The organism is Micromonospora sp. NBC_01796 (assembly GCF_035917455.1).
GTDB lineage: Bacteria > Actinomycetota > Actinomycetes > Mycobacteriales > Micromonosporaceae > Micromonospora_G.
The window spans coordinates 5,636,454-5,655,490 of record NZ_CP109078.1 but is presented as its reverse complement, the minus strand read 5'-3'; the positions used below and the strand labels follow the sequence as shown (position 1 = coordinate 5,655,490).

General features: G+C 69.9%; 14 protein-coding genes, 1 tRNA gene and 1 pseudogene. 11 read left to right on the top strand and 5 right to left on the bottom strand.

Features of this window, described 5'->3' with window-relative positions; translation table 11 throughout:
* Positions 1-9: 9 nt before the first annotated feature.
* Positions 10-906, bottom strand: coding sequence for an IS3 family transposase (locus OIE47_RS26010; RefSeq protein WP_326556611.1), 897 nt, complete (start codon positions 904-906; stop codon positions 10-12).
* Positions 903-1,205 (bottom strand): transposase, encoded by a 303-nt coding sequence (locus tag OIE47_RS26005; RefSeq protein WP_185755210.1) that lies wholly within the window; start codon positions 1,203-1,205, stop codon positions 903-905. Before OIE47_RS26005 ends, OIE47_RS26010 begins: the two co-directional genes overlap by 4 nt.
* A 7-nt stretch (positions 1,206-1,212) precedes the next feature.
* Between OIE47_RS26005 and OIE47_RS26000 the strand changes: the two genes are divergently transcribed.
* The 5 genes and pseudogenes from OIE47_RS26000 (at position 1,213) to OIE47_RS25980 (ending at position 6,713) form a co-directional block, all read left to right on the top strand.
* Complete coding sequence (locus OIE47_RS26000) at positions 1,213-1,431, top strand: hypothetical protein (protein WP_326557131.1); 219 nt, start codon at positions 1,213-1,215, stop codon at positions 1,429-1,431.
* A gap of 91 nt (positions 1,432-1,522) precedes the next feature.
* Positions 1,523-1,963 (top strand): transposase, encoded by a 441-nt coding sequence (locus OIE47_RS25995; RefSeq protein WP_326557130.1) that lies wholly within the window; start codon positions 1,523-1,525, stop codon positions 1,961-1,963.
* Positions 1,897-3,171 (top strand): annotated as a pseudogene (locus OIE47_RS25990) (ISL3 family transposase); the annotation flags it as partial. The gene OIE47_RS25995 and the pseudogene OIE47_RS25990, both read left to right, overlap by 67 nt.
* A 486-nt stretch (positions 3,172-3,657) precedes the next feature.
* Positions 3,658-4,452 (top strand): hypothetical protein, encoded by a 795-nt coding sequence (locus OIE47_RS25985; protein WP_326557129.1) that lies wholly within the window; start codon positions 3,658-3,660, stop codon positions 4,450-4,452.
* A 581-nt stretch (positions 4,453-5,033) separates the two neighbouring features.
* Positions 5,034-6,713, top strand: coding sequence for a recombinase family protein (locus tag OIE47_RS25980; RefSeq protein WP_326563252.1), 1,680 nt, complete (start codon positions 5,034-5,036; stop codon positions 6,711-6,713).
* On the opposite strand, the gene OIE47_RS25975 is transcribed toward OIE47_RS25980, so the two are convergent.
* Positions 6,669-6,752, bottom strand: a tRNA-Leu gene (locus OIE47_RS25975). The genes OIE47_RS25980 and OIE47_RS25975 overlap by 45 nt on opposite strands.
* Before the next feature lie 197 nt (positions 6,753-6,949).
* On the opposite strand from OIE47_RS25975, the gene OIE47_RS25970 reads away from it, so the two are divergent.
* The 6 genes from OIE47_RS25970 to OIE47_RS25945 all read left to right on the top strand — a co-directional run bounded on the left by OIE47_RS25970 (position 6,950) and on the right by OIE47_RS25945 (position 16,704).
* Positions 6,950-7,351 carry a RidA family protein gene (locus tag OIE47_RS25970; RefSeq protein ID WP_326557128.1) on the top strand — a complete coding sequence of 134 codons (402 nt, stop codon included), beginning with the start codon at positions 6,950-6,952 and terminating at the stop codon, positions 7,349-7,351.
* A gap of 201 nt (positions 7,352-7,552) precedes the next feature.
* Positions 7,553-9,178 carry a tetratricopeptide repeat protein gene (locus tag OIE47_RS25965; RefSeq protein WP_326557127.1) on the top strand — a complete coding sequence of 542 codons (1,626 nt, stop codon included), beginning with the start codon at positions 7,553-7,555 and terminating at the stop codon, positions 9,176-9,178.
* Positions 9,179-9,389: 211 nt separating this feature from the next.
* Positions 9,390-11,999, top strand: a complete 2,610-nt coding sequence (locus OIE47_RS25960) for a fibronectin type III domain-containing protein (RefSeq protein ID WP_326563251.1) — start codon at positions 9,390-9,392, stop codon at positions 11,997-11,999.
* 71 nt (positions 12,000-12,070) lie between these two features.
* Positions 12,071-13,066 (top strand): AAA family ATPase, encoded by a 996-nt coding sequence (locus OIE47_RS25955; protein WP_326557126.1) that lies wholly within the window; start codon positions 12,071-12,073, stop codon positions 13,064-13,066.
* Positions 13,067-13,078: 12 nt separating this feature from the next.
* A complete protein-coding gene (locus OIE47_RS25950) occupies positions 13,079-14,260 on the top strand; it encodes a DUF58 domain-containing protein (protein ID WP_326557125.1) in 1,182 nt (393 codons plus the stop codon).
* Entirely contained in the window at positions 14,236-16,704 is a 2,469-nt protein-coding gene (locus OIE47_RS25945; RefSeq protein ID WP_442791992.1) for a DUF3488 and transglutaminase-like domain-containing protein, read from the top strand. The genes OIE47_RS25950 and OIE47_RS25945 overlap by 25 nt, the downstream gene beginning before the upstream one ends.
* Positions 16,705-16,803: 99 nt before the next feature.
* Here OIE47_RS25945 and OIE47_RS25940 read toward each other — a convergent pair whose 3' ends face one another.
* Both OIE47_RS25940 and OIE47_RS25935 read right to left on the bottom strand, forming a co-directional pair.
* A complete protein-coding gene (locus OIE47_RS25940) occupies positions 16,804-17,493 on the bottom strand; it encodes a TetR/AcrR family transcriptional regulator (protein WP_326557124.1) in 690 nt (229 codons plus the stop codon).
* Between the two features lie 10 nt (positions 17,494-17,503).
* A complete protein-coding gene (locus tag OIE47_RS25935) occupies positions 17,504-18,895 on the bottom strand; it encodes an alpha/beta fold hydrolase (protein WP_326557123.1) in 1,392 nt (463 codons plus the stop codon).
* Between the last annotated feature and the right edge of the window lie 142 nt (positions 18,896-19,037).

Genomic DNA, 19,037 nt, shown 5'->3' with positions numbered 1-19,037 from the left:
TGATCTTAGTTAGGCGGCTCGGTCGATCGGTAGCGGTTGTGAGCTGGTGGTCTCGAAGGCCGCAGGGCTGAGGTAGCCGAGGGTTGAGTGTCGGCGGCGGGTGTTGTACCAGCCCTCGATGTATTCGAATATGGCCTGGCGGGCGGCTTGGTGGGTGGGCCAGGCCTGGCGGTGCAGGAGTTCGGTTTTGATGGTGGCGAAGAACGACTCGGCGACTGCGTTGTCCCAGCACTGTCCGCGCCGGCCGACGGACAGGCGGATGTCGTGACGGTGTGCCAGGCGGGTGTGCTGGGCGCTGACGTATTGCGTGCCACGGTCGGAATGAAACACCAGCCCGGGCTCGGGTCGGCGGCGTGCGACAGCGTCGGCGAGGGCGGCGTCGACCAGGTCGGTCTTGAGGTTGTCGGCCACGGCCCAGCCGACGACCCGGCGTGATGCGAGATCGATGACAGTGGCCAGGTAGAGCCAGCCCTGCCACGTGTTGATGTAGGTGATGTCGCCGCACCAGCGGGTATCGATTACGCCAGGATCAACACGGAAATCGCGGCCGACCAGGTCAGGTCGGAGCCCGGCGGCCGGATCCGGGATTGTGGTCGTGCGCCAGCGGCGTGGGCTCTTGCCGGCGAGTCCGGCGATGCGCATCAGCCGGGCGACGCGTTTGCGGCCGTGCCGTAGCCCCTGTTCGGTGAGGTCAGCGTGGATCCGCGGCGCCCCGTAGGTGCCCTTGGACCGTTCGTGCAGCACGGTGATCTTGTCGGTGAGCCGGGCATCGACCCGCTCGCGCTGCGACTGGGTGCCGGTTTTCTGCTGGTAGTAGGCGGATCGGGAGACCTCGAGCAGTTCGCAGGCACGTTTAACGTTGTGCTTGCCGGCCTGCTCCGCGGCGATGAACGGGAAGACGTTCACCGGGTCTCCTTCGCGAAGAAAGCCGTTGCCCGTTTGAGCACATCGACGTCTTCGCGCAGCCTGCGGTTCTCTTTGCGCAGCTGTGCGAGTTCGGCCCGTTCGTCGGTGGTCAGCCCATCGGCGCGGACGCCGGTGTCGAGTTCGGCCTGCTTGACCCACTCACGCACTGCCGTCTCGGTCAGGTCGAAGTCCTGGCTGACCTGCCGGAGCGTGCGGTCACCACGCTGACACAACTCGACGATCTCGGCCTTGAACTCCGGCGTGAACGAACGCCGAGGCCGCGGCCGCTTCTTTCCCATGCTCTCCATGATGCTGGACATCCTCCCGGAGACCCCAGGTCCCCTGATCTCGGATGTCCGTCAAAACGGGGCAGGCCCAGGTGATTGGGTTCCCGTGATCAGCACGATGGGCGACAACGCATACGATGAGAGCGATCTCCGCAGCGACCTGACAGCCCAGCAGGACGCGACCACAGCAGCCGTCATCATGCTGCACTCCCTGCGTCATCCAAAAACCCAGCCTTGAGCTAGCCGCCTGGGACTGCGTAGATTTCCGTGTTTGACCTGGGTGTGGTCCGTTGGACAGGACGTCGATCCTGTCCGGGAAGGACCACGTCATGGCAGACAAGAAGACAGCTATTCAGGTTCCGCAGGCGACACCGGCGGAGTTGGAGTGCGCCCAGCAGTTGGTCGAGCGGGCCAAGGCCGACGGAGTGTCGTTGGTCGGTCCGGGCGGGCTACTGGCCGGGATCACCCGCACCGTGCTCGAGTCGGCCCTGGACGCCGAACTCGACGCCCATCTCGACGAGGCTGGTGTCGATGAGGAGTCCGGTCGGCGGGTCAACATCCGTAACGGTCATGGAGCAAAGACGGTGCAGACCGAGGTCGGGCCGGTGCGTATTCAGGTTCCTCGGGATCGGGCGGGGTCGTTCACCCCGCGGATCGTCCCGAAGCACGCCCGGCGGTTGGATGGGTTCAACGAGGCGATCCCCGTCAGACGTTCCGGGAACAGCTTCCGGGAGTTCTGGAGCGTTATCAGCGTCGGACATCCCGGTTGATCGGTCACGTCGCCGCGGTCGTGCGTCAGCTGGCCGGCCGCGCGGGCGCTCGGTTGTTGTCGGCCCTGGCGGCGGTCGTCATGTCCCGGCACACCGCCCTGCGGACACTGCTGCGTATACCGTTGCCCGAGCAGCGTGTGCCCCGCGTGCTCGGGGTTGACGACTTCGCGTTGCGCCGACGTCAGCGTTACGCCACCGTCCTGATCGACGCGGTCACTCGCGAGCGCATCGATGTGCTGCCCGACCGCAAGGCCAACACGTTGGAAACGTGGCTGCGTGAGCATCCCGGCGTCGAGGTGGTATGCCGGGACTCCTCCGGCGCCTACGCCGAAGCGGTCCGCCGCGCCCTGCCCGGCGCGTTGCACGTCGCGGACCGCTGGCACCTATGGCACAACCTCGCCGAGGCCGTCCGCAAAGAGGTCACCGCGCACAGCTCGTGCTGGGCCAAAGCAGGCCCGCCGCTGCAGGAGGGCAAACGGGCCGTGACCACCCGGCAGCGGTGGCAACAGGTCCACGACCTGCTCAACAAAGGCGTCGGCCTGCTGGAATGCGCCCGCCGTCTCAACCTCGGCCTCAACACCGTCAAACGCTACGCCCGAATCAGCGAACCCGAACGCCTCATCCGCGCACCGCAGTACCGGCCCACCCTCGTCGACCCCTACCGCGTCCACCTACGCCGCCGCCGGGAACAAGACCCCGCCGTTGGCGCCACCCAACTCCTCGCCGAAATCAGGGAACTGGGTTACACCGGCACCCTCAACCTGCTCTACCGCTACATCACCCAAGGCCGCGTCGAAGCCGACCGCCCGGCGCTGTCACCCCGGCGCCTGACCCGCTACCTCCTGACCCCACCCGAACAGCTCAAAGACCCTCAACGGACACTCGTCGACACCCTCACCGCTACCTGCCCCCAGATGACCGCACTGACCGGCTTCATCAGCTCCTTCGCCGCGCTCCTCACTCCCGCGCAAGGCAATGACGACCGTCTCGAATCGTGGATCACCGAGGTCAAGACCATCGACCTGCCCCACCTACACACCTTCACCCGCGGCCTCAACCTCGACCGCCACGCCGTCAACGCCGCACTGACCTACCCCTTCCACAACGGCGACACCGAAGGCGTCAACACCAAAACCAAACTCATCAAGCGGCAAATGTATGGACGAGCGGGCTTCGCCCTCCTACGACACCGCATCCTGCTCGGCTGACCAGCACCCTCCGCCACCACCGAATGCGAGACAGAGCCGAAATCGACACACTCCCCCTCCCGATGCTTCAGGAGGTGGTCCCGATTCAGCCGGAACCACATGGTCAGTTTTCAGGCGGAGCCGACACCCGGTAGCCGGCAGGTGTCAATCAGCTCCTGCCGGAGGCAATTGAGGGGACCAAACCACTGGCGTCGCTGTCGGCCGACGTCACGCTCACGCCACAACCTACGCCAAGGCAGTGTTTGCCGGCGTCGCTCGCCGAGCATCTCTCCGCCCGATTCAGCCACGCGGACGGGTGGAGATGCCGGGGCGTGGGCATCTTGTCCCCGGGCTCGGCCTCCACAACCGCTGTTCGTCACCCGGGTGTCGCAGGTTCGAGCCCTGGGCAGGATTCGAACCTGCGACGCTGGTAGCCAGGTAACGATCAGTCAGAGGATCGGTTTGACCCCGGCAAGGCATCTGAACCCGTCCGGGGAGGCGGCTAACGTGGATCAGGCTTTGCTGCGACGCGCATGTGCGCAACTTGACTTCGATCCAGATGACGACGAGCGGGTCAATGCTCTGGCTGCCATCGCAGTGACCCGCATGGCGTGGCGCGACGGTCCAGTCGAGGACTGGCATTCGGTCCGATTTCGGCGCATTGCTGACGGAGACATGATGCGCGCGAACGCAGCGGCCACTCGACTAGTCCGTAGCGTCCTAGTCGACCACTCGCGCGCACAAGGGGACCTCTTCAGCCAAGTCTCCCAAGTCCTGACGGATCCTGACCGCGTGCTTCCGGACGGGCGCAGGTTGCTCGACCTCGCTCCCAACAAGCAGGAACTCTCCAAGTATCAGGCCCACGTCGAGGCATGTTGCAAGGGCTGGACCGACACGGTGGCAAGAAACGGTGCGGCCGACGTCCTCACCCTCCTTGCCTGTCGCGGTTCGACCTTCAACTGGCGTTGGTGGTTAGCGAACGGGTGGCCACAGGTGGTGAGGACGTTCATCCAGCGCATCGACGATCCTGCCCTGTGGCAGAACGCTCGGGAGATGGATAATCGCCGTAGGATCGGCGACCCACCCGACGGTCTGACCAGTACCGACCTGAGTCGACTGCTTCTCACCGGGCCGGACCATTTGAGTGCGGCGGCAGCAACCTACTGCCTGCGCGCGGGCTTGTCCGCGCTGCTCCCCCAGGACTGCGGTCTGCCACCGGTCCAACGGCACCTGCTCCCACCCGACTACCTCCGTCTTGTCGAACAGCCCGCCTTCGATCCGAGGCTGATCATCCTGAGCTGAAGCGCAAACCCGGCTACCGACAGTTGGGGAGCTGGGTCTCCCCCACCCTCCGGGGGAGACCCAACTCCCCATACCGCCCGGCATGTGCCGCCCTGTTGGGTACCTGTTGGGTTGCCTTTCGGGCCCTGGCGACGCGCCGCAGCCGTCTGTTGGGCATTTGGTTGATGCGAACACGGCCCGCGACGGCGCGGGAGCCACCCACCGATGCCCGAATCCCATCTCAACCCGGCTACGAGCCGCGACGACTCAACCAACACCGCCCACCCGAAACGCGACGGACTCGACGACACCCACGTCGGTGAGGCCTACCACCGGAAGCAGTCGCACGGCGCGCATCGCACTGATCACGACGCGCAACTATCCACCGAAGACACAAAGACATCGGCCTTGCCGTCGCCGGGTGAGTCAAACTACGCTGCCGCGGCTTCGTACCCGCCACAAAGACGTGAACTCCGGGTCGAGCTACCCGATCACGACCCCGTGATCACACCAGGCACAGCCGCGGCACTGCTTCGACTGATCCTCAACGCCGCACGCCACCAGGCCGGCGGCCAGCAACCCCCACCATCCAGGAGCACAGGATGAAATTTGCCTTCTACGGACGCGTGTCCACCGAGGACAATCAGGACCCCGAAGCATCCCGCAACTGGCAAATCGCCCGCGCCCGCAGCCTCATTGAAGCTGCCGGGCACACGATCATCACGGAATACTTCGACATTGGCACCTCCCGGTCCCTGCCATGGAAACGACGACCACGGGCGGCGGACCTACTTACCGCGCTGCGCAATCCGCGTCGGGGCTTCGACGGCGTCGTTATCGGCGAGCCACAGCGCGCCTTCTACGGCAACCAGTTCGGACTTACCTTCCCGCTGTTCGAACACTTCGGCGTCCAGCTGTGGATTCCCGAAGTCGGCGGCGCGGTCGACCCGGGCAGCGACGCCCACGACCTAGTTATGTCGCTCTACGGCGGAATGAGCAAAGGCGAACGGAACCGGATCAAGATCCGAGTCCGCTCGGCGATGGCCGCCCAGGCCGCCACCGAGGGTAGATTCCTCGGCGGTCGTCCCCCATATGGTTATCGGCTCGCTGACGCTGGACCGCACCCGAACCCGAGCAAGGCGGCCGACGGCCGACGACTGCACCGCCTCGAGCCCGACCCGCTCACCGCACCTGTCGTCGCCCGGATCTACCGCGAGTTCCTCGCCGGCTCGGGCATCTACGCCATCGCCGAAGGACTCACCCGCGACGGCATCCCGTCCCCGTCTGCGGCCGACCCGCGACGCAACCCCCACCGACACGGCAACGCCTGGGCCAAGAGCGCCGTACGCGTGATCCTGCTAAACCGCCGGTACACCGGCCGGCAGGTATGGAACCGGCAACGTAAAGCCGAGATCCTCATCGACATCGAAGACGTCGCCCTCGGCCACGAAACGAAGATGCGCTGGAACCCCGCCCGCGAATGGATCTACTCCGCCGCACTCGTGCACGATCCCCTCATCGACGACGACACGTTTGAGCAGGTCCAGGCCCAGATCGCGGCGGGAGCACGCCGGCCGGGCGTCAAGTCCAAGCCACGTGCGAGCAAGCGTGGCTACGCCCTGTCCGGCCTGTTGTTCTGCGGGCTGTGCGAACGACGGATGGTCGGCAGCTTCAACAACAACCGCAACCACTACCGGTGCACCTACGCCGCCGAATACACCGACGCCAACAGCATCGCCCACCCCCGCAGCCTCTACGTCCGCGAGGACAAAATCATCGAACAGATCGACCCGTGGATCAGTCGGGCATTCAGACCAGCCAACCTCCAGGTCACCCTGCAAGCCATCGCCGACGCCCAGCACAACGACGCCGACCAGCAGCGCATCGCCGCCGCCCGCGAAAAGATCACCATCTGCCAGACCAAGCTCGACCGCTACCGAGCCGCACTGGAAGCAGGCACCGACCCCACACTCGTCCAGCAATGGACCACCCAAGTCCAGGCAGAAAAGGCCACCGTCGAGGCCGAGCTACGCCAACTCACCGGCCGCCGCACCATGACCCCCGACGAGATCGACACCATGGTCGAGGCACTCTCCGGCATCGCCAACATCCTGCGCACCGCCGACCGCGCCGACAAGGCCCAGGTCTACCAGCAACTCGGACTCAAGCTCACATACAAACCAGGCCTCCGCATCATCGAAGCGGAGGCCAACCCTGATGGATCATGTACTAGTTTGTGTCCGAGGGGGGACTTGAACCCCCACGCCCTATACGGGCACTAGCACCTCAAGCTAGCGCGTCTGCCATTCCGCCACCCGGACTTACATACGTTTCCCGCCGTTGACCTTGGAACGGTCAGACCGTCCGTGAGCTGCCTGGCGGGCCGCACGGTGGATTACTGTACACGGCAGGCGTGGATCATGCACAACGCCTCTCGCCCACCCTGCTGACCAGGCCAAACATCCGATCAAGCAAAAATTCCGTGGCCCCCGGCACCACTCCCGCGCACCATGGCGCGATGACGATCACGCGTACGAACCCGGTGGGGTTGCACGGGACTCCGGGGTACCACCACGTGACCGTGGTGTCCGCTGGGCGTACGGCCTATCTCGCCGGGCAGTGCCCGCTCGATTCGACCGGGGCGTTGGTGGGTCCGGGAGACGTCGGTGCCCAGGTCGACCAGGTGGTGGCGAACACGATGGCCGTACTGGCCTCGATCGGTGCCGGACCCGAGGATGTCGTACGGACGGTGATTTACGTGGTCAGTGACGATCGCTCGGTGCTCGGTGGAGTCTGGTCGCGTCTGCGGGAGTCGCCGCTGGCCGCCGCGTTCGCCAGCGCCAGCACCCTGCTCGGGGTGGCCCAGCTGGGCTTCACGGACCAACTGGTGGAACTCGACGTCACCGCCGCACTGCCCTAGGGTCCCCGACCGCCTGGTCCGCCACCCGGACCCGAGAACTTGCCGGAGCCCGGCAGGTTTTCCGAAAGCCGGCAGGATGTCCGAAAGCCGGCAGGATGTCCAGAACCCGACACCCTAGAAGTGCCCTGATCGACCGGATCGGGGCGGAACCGGACCGGGCCGGGTGGCGTGCCGACGGGTCCGACGGGCACGATGACGAACGTGTCCCAGCCGCCTCCCCTGCCCGCCGTCCGACGCAACGCGCAGGCGCTCGCCGACGCCGGTGACTCCCCCGGCGCCCGCCGACTGCTCGCCCAGGCGATCGAGGCGGGCCGGCCGGCGTACGGGGAGGATGACCGGGAGGTGCTGGCGACCGGACATCTGCTGGCCCGGCTGCACGTACAGGCCGATGATCCGGCTGCTGCCCGGCGGGTGCTGGAGGAGGCGCTCGCCGCCGGTCTGCGGCGTTGGGGCGACGGCGATCCGCTGCTCCTGGCGATCTCCTTCGATCTTGGCACGGTCGCCGAGGAACTGGGCAACCGGCACGAGGCCCGCCGCAACTTCACCCGGGTTGCCACCGCCGGGCCCGCGGCGCTCGGTGTCGACCACTGGACGGTACGGGCAGCGCGCGAGTACCTCGGCGAGTCGCCCTCGCCCGGTGGCACCGGCGCGGTTCCGGAACCGGCCACCGTCACCTTCCCCGCGAGCAGGACCGGGACAGCGGCAGGTCCCTCGACCTTCGCCGCGAGCGGGACCGGGACAGCGGCAGGTCCGTCGACCTTCGCCTCGAGCGGGACCGGGGCAGCGGCAACTCCGTCAGCGGTCGGCGGCGCCGGGGGCACCGTGCCGAACGCACCGGTGCCCGTGCCGCCACCGGTCGACGGGACCACCACCCCGCACCCTCCTGTAGCGGCATGGCCGACCTCGGCCGCCCCATCACAGGCAGCCCCGCCACAGGCAGCCCCGCCACAGGCAGCCCCGCCACAGGCAACACCGCGGTTCACCTCGTCCCCGTCCCGGACCGCGCCGGACCTGCCGGGGCAGCGGGTGGAGCCGGCACCGATCCAGCCGAAGCCGGTACAACCGCGGCCGGTACAACCGACACCAACACAACCGACACCAACACAACCGACACCAACACAATCGACGCCGACACAACCGACGGCGACACAACGGATACCGGCACAGCCGGTACCGACGCGGCCGGACCCGTCCACCGGCGGGCCCGCGCTCCAGGTGACGTACACCGATGTCGTTGACGGGGCTCCGACCCGGGCCGTACCGGTGCAACGGGGGTGGCCGGTATCGGACCCGGAGGCAACCCGCTCGGTGTCGGCGCCGCAGCTGCCGCCGTACCAGGTGATCACGACATCGACACCGGCGGCGCCGGCGCCGGGCCCGGCGAGCCGGGGTCACGGCGCGGTGATCGCGGCCGGGATCGCGGCGGCCGTGGCGGTGCTGGCCGCGATCGTGGTGGTGGTCGTCACCCTGCTGAACGCGCCGGCTACGAACAACGGGCCGCCGGCCGGGCCGGACGCCGAACAGAGTGCGGGGGCCGACCCGGATTCGGGTGCCGGCGGAAGTCCGCCGACGGACCTTGCCCTGCGCGACGAGGGTACGGCGATCACGATCACCTGGGTCGACTCGAGCGGCGGTACGGTGTCCTTCATCGTGGCGGGCGCCCGGAGCGGGCAGCAGCTCGGTCCGATGGCGACCCTCAAGCCCGGCAGTACGAAGCACACGGTCAATGGGTTGAGCGCGACGGTCGACTACTGCTTCACCGTGGTCGCCGTCTACTCGACCGAGGTTGTTGCCACCTCTCAGCAGGTGTGCACCAAGCGCGGTTAGGTCCGCCGGTGGGGTCCACTGTCGGCACCGGCTGTGTCCACAGACCTACCCGGCGGGTTCCCACCCGGATTGACCAGGCCATATGATGGCACCCGGTTTCTGGGAGGCGCGCGGTCGGATCCGGCCGCGATCAGGTGAGAGGCGGCCGGCTGTGGTCACCACAGACAACGGCACCATGAGCACCAACGAGCCCGGCGGCAGCGACCCGTCGATGTCCGGCCCGGCGCCGGTCCGGCGGTCCCGGATGCGCGGTGGCCTCGTCACCATCGGCGTCGTGGGGGCACTGGTCGCGGCGATGGGGTTGACCGTGCTCGGGCTCGGCGCGGCGGACAACGCGGTCGCCAGCTACGACGCCAGTTCCTGGTTGTGGAGCACGGCGCGCAGCGAGTTGGCCCGGGTCAACGGGATCACCGCGCGGGTGGACACCCGGATGCAGTTGCCGCAGGGGCGCAGCCACCCGATGCAGGTGACCCAGACCGACCGGATGCTGGTGCTGCGCGATCTCACCACCGGTCAGATCAGCTCTCTCGATCTTGCGACGCTCCAGGTTGTCGCCCGGACGCAGACCACCTCCGGGCTCGGGGTCAACGTCGCGCTGCACGAGGACTCGGCGTTCGTGGTGGACGCGGTCCAGGGCATCGTGCGCCAACTCGACCCCCGGTCGCTGGCGCCGATCGGCGAGCAGCTGCGTTTCCTGCCGGGAATCACCGGGGGTGCCTTCGACGGCAAGGGCCGGCTCTGGATCGGGGTGCCGAGCGAGGGCACGATCTCGGCGATCACGCCGGCTGCGGTGCCGTCGGCGGGGGCCTCCCCCGGTGGTGGGGACGGTGCCGGGTTGAGCCCGAAGGAGGTACGGAGCCTCACGGTCGCCGAACCGAGTCACGATCTTGCCCTTTCCACCCTGGACGACGGGGTGGCCGTACTGGACCGGACGGCGGGTGTGCTGACCACGGTGCGGGGCGAGGAGCAGCCGCGTACGGTCAAGCTCGACACGAGCGGGCCGGGCCTGCTGCCGGTGCGGTCGACCGGTGACCGGGTGGCGGTGACGGTCCCGGACGACCGGAACGTCTACGTCGTCGGTGACAACGCGGTGCAGCAGCACTTCGCGGTTCCCGGTGCGGGTCCGCTGACCCCGGCGGTCGCCTGGGCGGGCCGGTTCTACTGCGCCGACGCCCAGACCGGGACGGTCTACTCGTTCGACTCGGCCGGCAAGATCGTCGACACGATCAAGGTCGCCGAGGCGACCGGGCCGTTGGAGCTGGAGGTTCGGGAGAACCACCTGTTCATCAACGCGCCGAGTTCGGCGTACGCGCAGGTGGTCGACGACAAGAACGCGACCCGACCGGTGAACAAGTACGCGAACGACATTCTCGGTGGGGATCCGCCGCCGGTCGCCCCGCCGCCCGCCCCGCCGGTGAAGCCGCTGGTCGGTAAGCCGGGTGCGCCGAGGAACGTGACCGCCGCGGCCGGGAACGCGCAGGCCCGGGTCAGTTGGCGGGCGGCGCCGGCCAACGGTTCGGCGATCACCCGGTACGTGGTGGAGGGTGCGGGCAAGGAGTTCGAGGTCGGTGCGAACCAGCGCTCGTTGGAGGTCACCGGCCTGACCAACGGGGAGTCGTACCGGTTCTCGGTCCGGGCGGTGAACGCGAAGGGCACCGGGCCGGCGAAGACCAGTAACGCCGTGGTGCCGACGTCCGAGGTGCCGGATCCGCCGGCGGGGGTGACCGCGCAGGAACGTCCGGACGGGACGGTCCTGGTGTCGTGGCCGGCGGCGAACGGCCAGGGTTACAAGATCGGGCGGTACGCGGTGACCGCGATCTCCGCCGGCGCCACCTCCCTGGCCGGTGAGTCGACCAAGACCGAGCTGGTCATCCCGGCCGGTGAACTCGACTACGGCACCCAGTACGCGTTCCAGGTCGTCGCGGTCAACGAGAAGGGGGCGGGTTCGACCCCGTCGCCGGTGAGCAACTCGGTGGTTCCGTTCGCCAAGCCGGACGCCCCGACGAATCTCGCCGCGACCACGGTGGCCGGCGAGGCCGGTGCGATCTCGGTGGTCTGGGCCGACGCCCGCGACAACGGCCGACCGGTGACGAAGTACGTGGTCACGGCCGGCGGCAAGACCACCGAGGTGACCGAGCCCAGGGTGAAGTTGACCGGGCTCGGCGACGCCCAGACGATCACCATCAAGGTGCACGCGGTGAACGAGGCCGGTGCCGGCGCCGACGCGACTGACACGGCCCGTACGGTGGCGCCGCCACGGGTGACGGTGACCGGCAGCACCGCCGACGTCACCTCGGTCACGGTCAACTTCACCGTGGACGCCGGTGGTGGTCAGGCCACCTGCTCGGTGACGCTGACCGGGCGGCCGGCGGTCGCCGGTGCCTGCTCCAGCATCCGGGTCACCGGGCTGATGCCCGGCACGGACTACGACTTCACCGTCACCGCGAACAACGCCGCGGGTCCCGGCACGGCCACCGGCTCACGAAAGACCAACGACCAGTTCGGGATCGCGACCTGCAACAACGGGCAGAACGGCGACACCGCGACCTACTGTGACCGGGAGCGGGACGGCCGCAACGGCAACGAGATCTTCCGGGTGCCCCGGCAGGAGAACGCGCAGCAGGCCGGGTGGGCGGAGCCCGGCACCCGGCTGCAGGCGTACTGCAAGGTGCAGGGCGAGGACGTCGACTCGTACATCTACAACAGCCGCAAGCGCAGCACCTGGTGGGTGCAGGTGAATTACGAGGGGCGCAACTACATCCCGTGGGCATGGCTGAACCTGGAGGGCGGCGACAACATCAACGTGCTGCCGAACTGCTGAACGGCCAACCGGCCGCCGAAGATCCGACCGCCACCGAACCGGACCGACCGCGCGAGGAGCACCGTCCGCCGATGAACAGCCACGAGCCGCTCAGCCCGCAGCACGTCCAGGGCTTCGCCGCGTTGGCCGCCCGGCTCGCCGACGCCGTCAGTTCGGTGGTGCTCGGCAAACCGGAGGTGGTCCGGCTGGCCCTGACCGCGCTCTTCGCGCAGGGTCACGTGCTGCTGGAGGACGTACCGGGGGTGGGTAAGACGACCCTGGCCCGGGCGATCGCGGCGACCGTACGGGGGCAGTGGCGGCGGATCCAGTTCACCCCGGACCTGCTCCCGTCCGACGTGTCCGGGGTGACGATCTTCAACCAGGCCACCCGTGGTTTCGAGTTCCATCCCGGACCGGTGTTCGCGAACATCGTCATCGCCGACGAGATCAACCGGGCGTCGCCGAAGACCCAGTCGGCGCTGCTGGAGGTGATGGAGGAGCGGACCGTCACCGTCGACGGCGTACGGCACCCGGTTCCGCAGCCGTTCCTCGTCGTGGCGACCCAGAACCCGGTCGAGATGGACGGCACCTACCGGCTGCCGGAGGCGCAGCTCGACCGGTTCCTGGTGAAGCTGACGATCGGGTACCCGGACGAGGCGGTGGAGATCGAGGTCCTGCGCGGCGCGACGGTCCGCTCCCCGGAGGCGCTCGAACCGGTCACCGACACCGCCACCGTCGGCGAGATGGTGCGGATGGCGCAACGGGTGCACATCGCCGACCCGCTCTACGCGTACGCGGTCCGGTTGGCCGCCGCGACGCGCAGCCACGCGCAGGTCCGGGTCGGGGTGAGCCCGCGTGGGGTGATCGCGCTGACCCGCGCGGCGTGCGCGTACGCGCTCATCGACGGCCGGGCCTGGATCCAACCGGAGGACCTGAAAGCGCTGGTCGAACCGGTCTTCGCACACCGGATCCTGCTCTCCCCCGACGCCCAGGTGCGCGGGGTGACCGCCGCCGACGTGCTGCGCCAGGCGGTGGCGTCGGTCCCGGTCCCGCTCCCCTCCGGTCAGCTCGCCCGGACCGGAGCCTGATCCGGGCACGCCATGACGATCACCTCCCGGGGCATCGGCCTGCTCGTCGGTGCCTGCCTCCTCCTGCTGCTCGGATTCCGGTTCGGTTACCCCGAGCTGACCCTGCTGGGCACCGCCGCCGCGATCGCGGTCGGGTGTGCGGTCGGTGCCGCCGCCTGGCGTCCCCGCCTGAACGTGGACCGGGTCGCCGACCCGGACCGGGTCGGTCGAGGCGAACCGGCGACGATGACGCTGACGATCCGCAACGGTGGCCGGGTCCGTTCGGCGAACCTGATCGCCGAGGACCGGTGCGGCAACCGCCCGGTGCCGGTGCCCCTGCTGCGGCTGCGACCAGGTCGGGACACCACGGTCAGCTACCCGGTGCCGACCCACCGCCGGGGCGTGGTCCCGGTCGGCCCGCTGCGGGTCACCGGCCGCGACGCCCTGGGGCTGGTGGTGGTCGCCCGCGCCCACGGCGACGTGGCCCGGGTGTGGGTGCACCCACGGATCCACCCGCTGACCGCCGTACCGGCGGGGGTGGCGCGGAGCATGGACGGTCGGGTGGACCGGGTGCCGCACGGCTCGATCACCTTCGACTCACTGCGGGAGTACGTGGTCGGTGACGAACTGCGCCGGGTGCACTGGCGTACCAGTGCCCGGATCGGTGAGCTGATGGTCCGGGAGAGCCTCGACACCAGCCTGCCGCAGCTCGTGGTGCTGCTCGACGACCGGGCCACGGCCCACCCGGTGGTGGTCGACGGGGTCGCGGAGAGCTTCGAGTCGGCCTGCGAGGCGGCCGCCTCGGTGGTGGCCGCCGCCCGCCGGGAGGAACTGCCGGTCACCCTGGTCCTGGTCGCCGATTCGGGGACGGGGGACGACTTCCTCGACCGGCTCGCCGCCGCCGAGCTGCGTACGACGTCCCGGATCACCAGCGAGGACCGGGAGCTGGCCGACGGGGGCGGTGAGCCGCTGCGTGCCGTACTCAACCGGCTGCGCGAGCAGCGGCTCGGCGACACCCTGATCTTCCTCACCGGGCCGGGTGGCCGTGACGACCTGGGGCAGCTCGGGACGCTGCGGGCGGCGTACCCGTCGGTGCTGGCCGCCGTCTTCGGTGACCCGGCGCGGACGCCGGCCGAACCGGCCGGGGTACGGGTCCTCGACGTGGCCGACGGGGTCGAGTTCGCCGCCGAGTGGGACGGGGTACGCCGGTGGTGAGCCGACCGAAGATGCCCTCGGTGCTGCGGGCGGTCCCGGTCCCGCTGGCCCTGATCGCCATGATCGGCCTGGCCGGTGCCGTTCTCGGCCGGGTCTACGCCGGACCGCTACTGGGCCAACTGCTGCTCGGCGCGGCGGTCGGTTCGGTCGGGGTGAGCGTCGCCGCCCGGCGCCTGCCGTCCTGGCTGGTCGCCCCGGTGTCGGTGCTGGCCATGGTCGGTTACGTCGGGTTCGCCCTGCGGTTGGCGGCGCAGCGGGCGCAACTGCCCGGCGACTTCGCCGACCTGGTCGCCGAGGCCGGTCGGAACGGCATTCCCCGGCTGCTCACCGCGATGATCCCGGTCGAGCCGGTCCCGGACACCGTGATCGTGCCGCTGGTCGCGACCTGGCTGGCCGGGCTGGCCGGGGCGGAGGTGGCGCTGCGGGCCGGCCGGGTCCTGCTCGGCTACACCCCGCCGGCCCTGCTCTACGCCGGTGCCCTGTATGTGGTGGGTCCGAACGCCGAGCCGGCGATCTGGTGGACGGTGGCGTTCGCCGCCGCCGCCGCGATCGGGCTGGCCGTGCCGGCGGTGGCAGCGGTACCCCCGGCACCGGCCGGCGACGAGACGACAATTCCCCCGGCGGTACGGGCCGCGATCCGGGTACGGATGCTCGCCGGGACCGCCGCCGGGGTGGTGCTGGTGGTCGGACTCGCCGCGTTGCTGGCACCGGTGGTCGCCGGTCGGGTCGGCAGCACCCCGGTCGACCCGCGCCGCTACGTGCAACCGCCCCAGGTGGACAGTCTGGACGAGAACCCGCTGATCCGGATCTCCGGTTGGGCGCTGAACCCCGACCAGAAGCTGCTCGACCTGCACACCACCGGTGGTGCGGTGCCGGCCGACGACGCCGTCCCGCCCGCCGGGGACCCCGGTACCCCGCCCGAGCAGCCCGGTGACGGAGAGCAGGACACCGGAGGCCGGGTCGGTGATCCGGACCCGGCCGCGTCGTCCCCCCTCGACCGGGGGATCCGGCTGCGGCTCGCCGTCCTCAGCGACTACGACGGGGTCACCTGGCGGGTCGGTGCCACGTACCGCAACGCCGGGCGGATCCTGCCCGCGGTGCAACCGCCGAGCAACGTCGAGGTGAACCGGGTCCAGCAGGAGGTCACCGTCGGTGAGCTGGCCGGACGGCTGCTGCCGGCGGTGCCGACCCCCCGGGAGGTCGCCGGGGCGCGGGTCGCGTACGACCAGGGCAGCGGGACCCTGATCCGGCCGGAGGGGCTGACGCCGGGGCTGCGGTACACGGTCACCTCCGCCCGCGAGGACCCCGACGTGAACCTGCTCCCCTCGGCGAACGTACCGGCGGGTGAGCAGGTGGCCCGGGTGCTGCGGGTCGCCGAAGGGGTGCCCGATCCGGTTCGGCGCCTCGCCGACCAGTTGGCCACCGACAACGGGGCGCCGTACTCGCGGGCGGTGGCGATCCAGGACTTCCTCGCCGAGCACTACCGCCTGGTGGCGGACGCACCGAGCGGGCACGCGTACCCGAACCTGAACTTCTTCCTGTTCGGACCCCGTGAGGGCGGTGGTCAGCGGGGCACGTCGGAGCAGTTCGCGGCCACGTTCGCGGTCCTCGGCCGGCTGATGGGTCTGCCGACCCGGGTGGTGGTCGGGTTCCACTCGGCGACCGGCGAGGGTCCGGTCACCGGCGGCGACGCGTACGCCTGGCCGGAGGTGCTCTTCGACGAACTCGGTTGGGTGGCGTTCGACCCGCTGCCACGCCCGGACACCGTTCCCCGGCCGGTCGAGGAGGACTTCACCCCGAAGCCGCAGGAACCGCCGCCGGCACCCGACGAACCGGCGCCGACCGTCGAGCCGACCCCGCCGGCCACCCCCGGACCGGCCGCCGCCCCGGCCGGGGGTTCCGGCCCGTCGCTGCCCGTGCTGGCCGGTGGCGGTTCGGGGGCGCTGTTGCTGGTCCTGGGCGCGTTCGTGGCAGCGGTAACGATCATGCGGCGGGGGCTGCGGCGGCGCCGGCTCGACCAGGGCAGCCCGGCGGAACGGATCGCCGGGGCGTGGCGGGAGGTGACCGACGCGCTGCGGCTGGCCGGTCATCCGGTCGCGGCGCACCTGGACGCGACGGAGGTCGCGGCGTACGCGGCCCGGGTGGCGGTGGATCCCGCCGTACCGCCGACGTCCGCACCGCCGCCGAGGAGGCGCCCGTCGCCGGGGCCACGACCCACTCCACCACCCGCGCCGGAGCAGCCCCGAACGGCGGTGCCACCGATCGACGAGTTGGCCACCCTGGTCAACGTGGCCACGTTCGCGCCCGGCACCGCCGACGACGAGCAGGCCCGGCGGGCCGGCACTCTCGCGGTCGCGTACGCCACCGCGCTGCGGGCGGTCCGACCCTGGTGGCGGCGCGCGCTCTGGTCGCTGCACCCCGGCCCGCTACGGTGGCGCCGCTGACCCGCGTCCGTCGGCAACGTTACACGGAAAGGCGACGTTGCACGGAAAGGCGACGTTGCACGGAGAGGGGCGCCGAGATGGGTGGGGATCCGGGGACCCTCAACTCCTCGGGCGGCCCAGGCGCTGTTCGAAGCCGTCGAGCATGGCTTGCAGGGTGATCTCGTACTGGCCGTCGGGGTCGTAGCCACCGGCGATGGCCGTGGCCAGGTTGGGGTAGGGCGCGATGAGTGCGGCGGCCTCGTCCGGGTCGGCTGTCGGGCCGCCGACGGGCTGGCCGACCTCGACGAGGAGCTGCCCGATCGTGTACGAGCGCAGCGCGCTGATCATGACGAGCAGGTCGTGTGCGGTGATTCCGGCGTCGCTTAGCAGCCCGATCGTGCGGTCACCGAAGGCCATCAGCGACGGTGTGTACGCCGGCCGGGTCGCCAGGATCAGCAACACGTTGGGGTGCTGGCGCAGCACCGTACGGAACTGTCGCATGAGGGCGGCAAGTTGCTCCCGCCAGGTGTCTTCCCGGTTCAGGGTGTCCAGGCCGACGGCAACCTCGCCGAACACTGCCTCGACAACCCCGTCGAAGAGCGCGGCCTTGTTCGGCAGGTGGTGGTAGAACGCCATCGGGTTGACGCCCAGCTCGGCCCCGAGTTTGCGCATCGAGAGCCCGTCGACGCCGTCGCGGTCGAGCACCGCCAGCGCCGTACGGATGATGTGGTCGCGGGTCAGCGCCCGGCGGACCGGCCGACCCTCGGCGTCGGTGCCGAGTGGGCTTCCGCTGTTGGCGCGCCGCGTCATGCCGTCGAGACTAACGTCCCGGCACGCCCGTGATGCTGTACAGCGTGGCACGCAGCGCCTCGGTCCACAGGCGTGACAGGTCGAAGTACGACATGTGATGCCCGGGGAAGACGACCAGCGGTACGTCGAGACGCTCGGCGAGAATCGCGGCCGGTCGACCGTAGTACCGGTTGGTGCCCTGGGTGGTCGCGCCGACCGCCGGGATGATGGGCACGTTGCCGGCCCGGAGCGCCGCGAGGTCGGGCACGTAGTCGACGAACTCCTGCATCTCGTGTTCGACGAAGTAGGACTGGCTCTCGGCGGTGCGTGCGCTGAAGTCGGCCGGGATGCTGCCGTAGGCGGTGAAGGGGAGACCCACCGGCAGGGAGAACATGAACATGCCGGCCTCGGGACCGAGGATGCGCGAGGTCCGACCGACGGCGTCGAAGAATGCGAGCGACCTGCGGTCCGGCTCCAGGGCGATCATCGGCGGTTCGTGGGCTATGACGGCGGTTACCGCGTCGGGATAGTGGGTGGCCAGCTCGAGGGCGATGATCGCGCCCGCGCTGTTACCGAAGACGGTGGCCGTGTCGTGGCCGGCGGCCCGGAGTACGGCCAGGGCGTCGCGGGCCTGCTGGGTGATGTCGAAGTCCGTCACGTTGCGGGTGCTGCGGGAGTGGCCTCGCCGGTCGTAGGTGATGACCTGGAACTGGTCGGCGAGCAGCGCCGCCGGGTAGGTGTAGAAGCCGGCGTCGCCCTGGGCTCCGCCGATCATCAGCAGCGGCGGGCCTGATCCTCGTACCTCGAAGTAGAGGTCGTCGCCTTCGGCGGTGACCCTTCCCGTCCGGACCGGGACCCGGTCGGCCTGGCTCCGGGCCTCGGCCACGTCTTCGGCGGCGTACCCGGTGACGGTGCTGGTGGTCGCGGCAGCGACTCCGAGGGCCACCACCAGGACGGACGCCGTGCCGATTCCGATCGCCACCCGGGCAGGGCGTCCCCGCGGGCGGTCACGGTGGTGCAGCACCACGATCACCGCGAGCACGGCGGCGGCGGGGACGAGCGGGGCGGCCAGCACGGCGGCGGTGATCCGCTTGTGCGGGACGGCGGCGAAGTAGAGGTTCAGCACGGCAGCGAGCGCGGCGCCTTTCGCCGGCACGACCAGCCACGGGTGGCGTGGCTCCCGTGCGCGGACCAGCCCTGGCAGCGTCCAGCCGCAGACCGCCACGGCGGGCAGCACTGTCAGCGCGACGTGCAGCCACCGCTTGTCGCGGTCGAGAAACCAGGCGAGGTCGCCGAGCACGGCCACCAGGAACACGGCGTCGACGGCGAGCGCCACCGCGCACGACCATCGTCCCGGTCGGACGCCGACGATCCACCACAGCAGGGGCATGAGCAGCAGGGCTGGGCCGTCAAGTCCGTACATGATCGACTCTCCCGACCTGATACGGGGTAGCTATACGCCGTATATCTACGCTACACCGTATAGGAGATTGAGGGAAGGCGATCCCGCCGTGCCGCCCTCAGCCGCCGTCCACGGCCAACGCCGTGCCGATCGCCACCTCCGC

Coding starts and splice junctions, on each gene's coding strand:
- OIE47_RS25970 (WP_326557128.1), top strand. CDS start 6,950: ATGACGATCACGCGTACGAACCCGGTGGGGTTGCACGGGACTCCGGGG.
- OIE47_RS25960 (WP_326563251.1), top strand. CDS start 9,390: ATGTCCGGCCCGGCGCCGGTCCGGCGGTCCCGGATGCGCGGTGGCCTC.
- OIE47_RS25980 (WP_326563252.1), top strand. CDS start 5,034: ATGAAATTTGCCTTCTACGGACGCGTGTCCACCGAGGACAATCAGGAC.
- OIE47_RS25950 (WP_326557125.1), top strand. CDS start 13,079: ATGACGATCACCTCCCGGGGCATCGGCCTGCTCGTCGGTGCCTGCCTC.
- OIE47_RS26005 (WP_185755210.1), bottom strand. CDS start 1,205: ATGGGAAAGAAGCGGCCGCGGCCTCGGCGTTCGTTCACGCCGGAGTTC.
- OIE47_RS25995 (WP_326557130.1), top strand. CDS start 1,523: ATGGCAGACAAGAAGACAGCTATTCAGGTTCCGCAGGCGACACCGGCG.
- OIE47_RS25935 (WP_326557123.1), bottom strand. CDS start 18,895: ATGTACGGACTTGACGGCCCAGCCCTGCTGCTCATGCCCCTGCTGTGG.
- OIE47_RS25940 (WP_326557124.1), bottom strand. CDS start 17,493: ATGACGCGGCGCGCCAACAGCGGAAGCCCACTCGGCACCGACGCCGAG.
- OIE47_RS26000 (WP_326557131.1), top strand. CDS start 1,213: ATGATGCTGGACATCCTCCCGGAGACCCCAGGTCCCCTGATCTCGGAT.
- OIE47_RS25955 (WP_326557126.1), top strand. CDS start 12,071: ATGAACAGCCACGAGCCGCTCAGCCCGCAGCACGTCCAGGGCTTCGCC.